Annotated in this window: 5 protein-coding genes and 1 pseudogene; 4 read left to right on the plus strand and 2 right to left on the minus strand. The window is 75.6% G+C overall.

Annotation, left to right across the window (positions count from 1 at the left end; genetic code table 11):
• Positions 1 to 437: 437 nt before the first annotated feature.
• The 3 genes and pseudogenes from ACFVXG_RS24385 to ACFVXG_RS24395 form a co-directional block, all read left to right on the plus strand.
• Positions 438 to 1,001, plus strand: a pseudogene (locus ACFVXG_RS24385) (S8 family serine peptidase); the annotation flags it as partial.
• Complete coding sequence (locus ACFVXG_RS24390) at positions 934 to 1,671, plus strand: S8 family serine peptidase (RefSeq protein WP_387930682.1); 738 nt, start codon at positions 934 to 936, stop codon at positions 1,669 to 1,671. The pseudogene ACFVXG_RS24385 and the gene ACFVXG_RS24390, both read left to right, overlap by 68 nt.
• A gap of 32 nt (positions 1,672 to 1,703) precedes the next feature.
• Positions 1,704 to 2,234 carry a hypothetical protein gene (locus ACFVXG_RS24395; protein ID WP_387930517.1) on the plus strand — a complete coding sequence of 177 codons (531 nt, stop codon included), beginning with the start codon at positions 1,704 to 1,706 and terminating at the stop codon, positions 2,232 to 2,234.
• A gap of 20 nt (positions 2,235 to 2,254) precedes the next feature.
• On the opposite strand, the gene ACFVXG_RS24400 is transcribed toward ACFVXG_RS24395, so the two are convergent.
• Positions 2,255 to 3,586, minus strand: coding sequence for a M14 family zinc carboxypeptidase (locus ACFVXG_RS24400; protein ID WP_387930518.1), 1,332 nt, complete (start codon positions 3,584 to 3,586; stop codon positions 2,255 to 2,257).
• Positions 3,587 to 3,738: 152 nt separating this feature from the next.
• Between ACFVXG_RS24400 and ACFVXG_RS24405 the strand changes: the two genes are divergently transcribed.
• Positions 3,739 to 6,561: a BTAD domain-containing putative transcriptional regulator gene (locus ACFVXG_RS24405; protein WP_387930519.1), complete on the plus strand. Its 2,823-nt coding sequence runs from the start codon at positions 3,739 to 3,741 to the stop codon at positions 6,559 to 6,561.
• 52 nt (positions 6,562 to 6,613) lie between these two features.
• Here the strand turns inward: ACFVXG_RS24405 and ACFVXG_RS24410 are convergent, their stop codons facing one another.
• On the minus strand, positions 6,614 to 6,796 hold the full coding sequence (locus ACFVXG_RS24410) for a hypothetical protein (protein ID WP_387930520.1): 183 nt from the start codon (positions 6,794 to 6,796) through the stop codon (positions 6,614 to 6,616).
• Positions 6,797 to 6,923: the final 127 nt, after the last annotated feature.

A 6,923-nucleotide genomic window follows, 5' to 3' on the forward strand; every position in this document is an offset into this window, starting at 1 on the left:
AGCAGGGCGGCCGGCCAGCCCCGCATCAGGCCGGATACCCGGTTCGATCCGGCTGCTCGGCCCCGCGCATGACGGGTTGTGCGCTGGAAGACGCTCACGCCCCCAGGGCCGACGTCTTTTGCGATTCACGGCGTGACAAGCGGCGCACGGCCGACCCCTCCGGGAAAACGAGTCCGAGACCGCCCATCAGGCAGGCCGAGAGATCTTCTATCGACCACGACCGCTTCCGGTCCAGTCTTCAACTGCCGCCCGGCATCCGAGATGCCGCGCTATCGACCGCTTTGCCTTCAAATGGCCCTGGCAAAAATTCCGCAAAGCGCGGTCCCTGCGCTTGGTCCCGAGGCCGCGAGGAAGGCGCGTGTGTATAAGATCGCCACCGATCTAGGCACCTTCATGTCTTCTTGAATCACCGTCACTCCGTCCCAGGAGCACCACCCATGGCCGCAATACGCCGGTTTTTCCACGCCTGTGGTGTTGCCGTATTCACCGTGTCCGCCCTGGTCGCCGGAGCCCCCGTCAGCAATGCCGGGAGCATCCGCTCCAGCGAATGGCCGCTGGACACGGAGCACTTCAAGGCAGACCGGATCTGGTCGATCAGCCGTGGCGCCGGAACGACGGTCGCCGTCGTGGACAGCGGGGTCTCGGCCTCGCATCCCGACCTGACCGGACAGGTCCTCCCCGGCAGCAGCCTGATCGGTGACGGTGACGACGGCCGGACGGACACCTCGGGCGAATCCCACGGAACCGCCATCGCCGGCATCATCGCCGGCACCGGTGGCCCGGCTCCCGGCGAGGGCATGACGGGCCTGGCACCGGACGCGAAGATCCTTCCGGTCCGCGTCGGTACCGGGAACCAGGTCTCCGCTCCGATGGTCGCGCGTGGCATCGTCTGGGCGGCGGACCACGGTGCCCGGGTCATCAACGTCTCCCTCGGTGCACCCGATCCGGATCCCCTCCTCAAACAGGCCGTCACCTACGCGATGGGCAAGGACGCCGTCGTCGTCGCCTCTGCGTGGCAACGAGGGCGACCGGGGGAATCCGCCGATGTATCCGGCGGCATTCCCCGGCGTCGTGTCGGTTTCCGGAGTCGACGAGAGCGGCGGTTTCTGGACGGCCAGCGAATCCGGCCGGGGCATCGTCGTCGCGGCGCCCGCCGCCGAGATCTACTCGACCAACAACCAGGGCCGATACGTGAAGGCCGACGGCACGAGCTACGCGGCGGCCTATGTCTCGGCCACTGCCGCACTCATCCGCTCGGCACATCCGGATTTGACGGCAGGACAGGTGATTCACCGCCTCATCACCACGACGGTCGAACGGAACAATCACCCCGACCCGAAACTCGGATTCGGCAGAATCGACCCGATCGCGGCGCTTTCTTCCACTGACGACGGAGAACGCGAAAACCCCCTTCTCCACGAACCGCACGCATCCGTTGACACCGGATCCGGCTCGGATTCCGGCACGTTCGGCGTCATCGCGACGTCCGCCGGAATCGCCCTGGCCTGCGGCGCCGCGGCCACCCTCCTGTGGCGCAGGTCCCGCGGTCCCGGGAGCGCCCGGAAGACCGCGCAGAACCGGCCCACGGTGACGGCGACCGCCGAATCCCCCCGGCCGGCCCCCCGTTCACGCACCGCGTCACGCACCTCCCGTTCCAAGCGGAACGGCTGACCAGCTCCCCGCCCTCAGGAGGGCCCCGTCCCATGTCACCGCGCCTGCGTCCCGGCCGCCCGGTCCTGGTCGTCTCCGCCTTGGGCGTCACCGCCGCCGCCGTACTCGGCTATGTGCTGTTCACAGGCCACGGCACTCCCCGTACCACCGTCGCCACGGCGAACGACGTGTCGGGACGGGCGACCGCCTGTCTGGCGGCGGACAGTGCGAGCGCTACCGGCGGCGACACCGTTGCCGGGATCTGGTCCGCCATGCAGTCGGCCGGAACACAGCACGGCACCAACGTCCAGAAGATGATCGAACCGGCAGCCACTGCGGAACAGGCCGCCCCACACCTCGCGGGTCTGCTCGTCCAGCACTGCGATCTGATCGTCACCGTCGGCGCGCCCTTCGGTCAGGCGGCTCCCGGCGTCGCCTCGGCCGCGCCGTCCGTCCCGATCATCGCCGTCGACTCGACGCTCTCCTCCTCGCCCGCCAACGTCACCCTCCTCACGGGCTCCGACGCCGCAGCACGGATCACCGAGCGGGTCATCGGCTTGCAACGGCACAGCGCAGGGTCGTAAGGCACCGCCCGGGGCGGCGGTCAGGGGAGGTGGGCGGCGGCTTCGGCGGTGTTGGCGTGGTGGGCGGCCTGGCGGGTGACGGGGAGCCAGGTGGGGCGGAAGCGGTGGCGGTAGTGGGCGCACCAGGTGTGGAGGAGGGCGGCGGGGCGGGGGTCGGGGGTGGCGCGGCGCAGGAGGGCGGCGGCGCGGACCGGGATGCGGTGGGCCCACAGGTCGATGCCGGCCAGGTGGGCGCGGGTGAGCAGGGGCGGCGGCAGGAGGGGCCGGTCGGCGGTGCGCGGGTCCCAGGCGTCGGCGAGTTGGCGCAGTGCGGTGAGCTGGGTGCGGGCGGCGCGCAGCAGGGGGGTGTCGTGCGGCGGGAGGCCGGCTGGCAGGCCGGTGAGCTGCCGGCCGCGCTCGCGCAGGTGGTCGGCGGCGGCGCGCAGGTGGCGCTCGGCGTCGTCGGCGGGGACGGGGGCGGGGTCGCCGAGCCGGTCGCTGGTCCAGGCGGGCACCTCGACGACGACGGTGCGCCCGCCGTGGCGGCGGGGGGCGAACCAGGTGGCGGCCCGGGCGCCGACCCGGGCCTCGTCCTGGTCGGTGAGCATGCCGGTGGTGTTCTCCTGGGTGTCGATGTGCTCGGGCTCCATCAGGAAGACGCCGGGGCTGACGGCGGGTAGCCGGTGGGTGTCGAAGGAGCCGGTCTCGACCGGGATGCCGAGGGTGGCGGCGGAGCGGGTGAAGGGGGCGGTGAGGGCGGTCGGGTCGGCGGTGGCCTGGAGGAAGGTGCCGCCGACGTCGGCGGTGTGCAGGGAGAGCTGGAGGGCGGGGCGCAGTTCGTCGATCAGGTCGAGCAGGATCCGGCTCTCGGGGAGGTCGCCGCCGATCGCCGGGGCCCATTCGGGCTGCTCGTCGGCGGCGGGGCGGTAGTAGCCGGCGAAGTACGCGGGCAGGGTGCGGGAGAGCAGGCCGCCCCGGGCCAGGTGCGCGCCGTCGGGGTCGAGGCAGAGCAGGAGGTGCCAGGTCGTCGCCGGGTGCCGGGCGGGGTAGGCCAGGGCGCGGTGGGCCAGTTCGACGAGGCCGGCGCGGCCGGAGAACTCGTCGGCGTGGGCGCCGGAGACGACCAGGACGTTGCCGGTGCCGGCGTTGTCGGCGGCGCGGTCGCCGGAGCCGTCGCCGGGTCCGTCGTCGGGGCTGATCGTGAGGAGTTGGAGGGGGCGGCCGGCGCGGGAGGTGCCGAGGGTGCGCAGCCGGCAGCGCCGGGGGTGGCGGGCGGCCAGGCGGTGGGCGGTGTCGGTGAGTTCGTCGAGCGTGGGGTAGCGGTCGTGGAGCAGGATCGCCCTGCCCGCGGCGGTCGAGGTGTCGGTCAGCATCGGTCCCCTCCCCTGGTGTCCGGAGGTGGTATTGGATCCGGTCGGGTGCGGGTCCGTCCAGGGTGCCTGGGCAGAGGCCGTACGCGGGGGTCCCGGCGGCGGAGGAACGGTGCGTCACTGCAGGGTCGCCTCCTGTCATATGCTTGTCATAATTGCTGGTCAGGGTGGGGGCACGGGTGGACTTCCGGTTGTTGGGCCCGGTGGCCGTGGTGGCCGCGGACGGGCAGGAGCTCGCCCTCGGCTCGCCCAAGCGCCGCAGCCTGCTGGCCGCGCTGGCGCTGAACCCCGGCGTGCCCGTCGGCGTCGACCGGCTGACCGGGGCCCTGTGGGAGGAGGAGCCGCCCCGGCACGCCCGCACCGTCATCCACAACCACGTCTCCGGGCTGCGCGCGGTGCTCGCCGCGCACCGGGCCCCCGCCGCCGGGGTCGAGCTGGCCACCGACGGCAGCGGCGGCAGCGGCGGCTACCTGCTGCGGGTGCCCGAGGCGGCGGTGGACGTCCAGCGCTTCGAACGGCTCGTCCGCTCCGCCCACGCCGCCCGGGAGGCGGGCACGGCGGTGACGGCCCTGCGGGAGGCGCTCGCGCTGTGGCGCGGGCCCGCGCTCGCCGGGACCGAGCCCAGCCTGCCGCTGCAGTGCGCCGCCCAGGCGCTGGAGGAGCTGCGGCTGGCCGCCGTGGAGGAACTGGCCCGCGCCCACGGCCGGCTCGGCGACCACGGCGCGGCCGCGGGCGTGCTGGCCGCCGAGGCCGCGCTCCACCCGCTGCGCGAGTCGCTGGTCGCCGCGCTGGTGGTGGCGCTCGGACGGGCCGGGCGGCGCCCGGAGGCCCTGGAGTGGTTCCACCGCACCCGCCGGACCCTGGCGGAACAGCTGGGGATCGACCCCGGGGCGGAACTCGCCGGGGCCCACGATCTGCTGCTGCGCGGCGAAGCGGCGCCCGGGGCGGCCGGCGGGGCGGGGCCCGGGGCGGGGCGCGGGGCGGGGCCTGCGGCCACCATCACACCGGCACCGGCACCGGTGCCCGCGCCCTGGCCCTTCCCCCGACGGCCCCGCGGGTTCTCCGGCCGCGAGGACGAGCTGGCCGCCCTCGACCGCGCCGCCCGCTCCCCCGGCGCGATCGCCGTCGTCACCGGCGGGGCCGGGGTCGGCAAGACGGCCCTCGCCGTGCACTGGGCGCACCGGCGCCAGGCCGACTTCCCCGACGGGCGGCTGTTCGTCGACCTGTGCGGGCACAGCCCGCTGCCCGAACGCGCCACCGGCGCGGTGCTGCGCGAACTGCTGCTCGCCCTCGGGCTGCCCGCCGAGCAGATGCCCGCCTCCCCCGAGGCGCTGGCCGCCCGCTACCGGGAACTGACCGCCGGGCGCCGGATGCTGATCGTGCTCGACAACGCCCGCCGCTCCGATCAGGTCCGCCCGTTGCTGCCCGACGGGGACGACTGCGTCACCCTGGTGACCAGCCGCGACCGGCTCGGCGGGCTGGTCGCCTCCGACGCCGCCCGGCCCGTACCGCTGGCCGAGCTGTCCGCCCCGCAGTCCGTCGCGCTGCTCGCCACCACCCTGGGCCCCGACTTCGGCCCCGACCTGGTCGGCGCCGAACCCGAGGCCGCGGCCCGGCTCGCCCGGCTGTGCGACGGGCTGCCGCTCGCGCTGCGCCTGGCCGCCGCCCGCATCGCCACCTGCCCGCACCGGGGCCTGGCCGCGCTCGCCGACGAACTCGCCGACGAGCAGGGCCGGTTGGGGCTGCTGGACGTGGAGGACACCAGCGTCGCCGCCGCCCTGGCCCTGACCGTCCAGCACCTGTCCGCCCCGGCCCGCCGGCTGTTCCGCCGCCTGGGCGCCCACACCGGCACCACCCTCGACAGCCGCACCGCCGCCGCCCTCGCCGACGTCGAACTGCCGCAGGCCGCAGGGGCGTTGGGGCAGCTGGCCACCGCCCACCTGGTCCTCGAGATCGACCGGGACGCCTACACCCTGCACGACCTCGTCCGGCTCTACGCCCGCAGCCTGCGCACCCCGCCCGGCGAGGACGACAGCGACACCCTGCCCCGGCTCCTCGACCACCTGCTGAACACCCTGCTCGCCGCGAGCGCCGCCGCCGAACCCGGCAGCGAACCGTGCTGCGACGCGCCCGCCGGGGCCCGGCGCCCCGTCGAGGTCCGGCCCTTCCCCGACCGGGAGAGCGCCCTGGCCTGGTACGCCGCCGAACGCGACACCCTGCGCGGCGCGGTCGGCGCGGCGGTCGCGGCCGGACTGCACGACCGGGCCTGGCGCCTGGTCCTGCTGCAGTGGCCGCTGATCGTGTGGCAGGTCCGGGACGGCTGGGTGCCGCTGCTCGAGCACGGGCTCGCCGCCGCCGAGGCCGACCTCGACCCCGGCGCCCAGTCCCGGGCCCGGGCCCTGCTCGGCTGGGTGCTGCTGGAGGAGGGCCGGCCCGAGCAGGCCCTGGCCCACCTCGAGCGGGCCCCCGGCCTGGCCGCCCTGGCCGGCGACCGCAGCGCGCAGGCCGTCGCCCTGGTCAACCTCGCCGCCGCGCTCGCCCGCTACGGGGCGGGTGGGCGCGGCCGGGACGCGAACGCGCCGGCCCGGGTGCGGGACCTGCTGGGCCGCGCCCTCGCCCTGGCCGAACAGGCCGGGCGCGCCGACCTCGTCGCCCTCGCCCGCCAGCACCTCGCCGACGCCTGCCTGGCCTGCGGCGACCCCGAGGAGGCCGCCCACCACGCCGCCCGCGGCCTCGCCCTGGCCGAACCGCCGTTCCCGGCCGCCCGCCGGGTCGTCCTGCAGACCCTGTACGGCCGCGCGCTCGCCGCCACCGGGCAGCGCGAGGAGGCCGCCCGCCACCTGGACGCCGCCCTGCGTGCGGCCCGCGCCCACCGCTACGCCGAGGGCGAGAGCGCCGCCCTCGCCGCCCTGCGGGCCCTGTCGGGCGGCGCGGGCGCGGGCGGCGGACCGCTCTCGGGGCTGGGCAGGCGCTGCTGACGGCGGGGCGGGGCGCGGGCGGGCCGAATGCGCGGGCGGGGCCGGGCGGGTGTCAGCGGTAGATGCGGGCCGCCCGGTCGCGGCCGGCCAGGACATCGGCGATGAAGAGCCCGAGGTCGAAGTCCTCGGCGTCGACGCACGGGGTCAGGTCGTCCGCCGGGCCGGACCACTGCGGCGGCACCGGGTAGCGCAGTTCGGCGACCCGGCCGAAGGCGTCGAAGTCGGCGGCCGGCAAGGCGGGTTGCCTCCCCCGGGGTCCGGTGCTCGACGGCGTCGGGGGCGGGGGCGCCCGGAGCCCCCCCCCCCCCGCAGTTACAACGGGGGGTGCCAAAACCCCGTTGCAAACCCCTGTTAAATCCAAA

The sequence above is a fragment of the Kitasatospora sp. NPDC058162 genome (genome assembly GCF_042884005.1).
In the GTDB taxonomy this organism is placed as follows: Bacteria; Actinomycetota; Actinomycetes; order Streptomycetales; family Streptomycetaceae; genus Kitasatospora.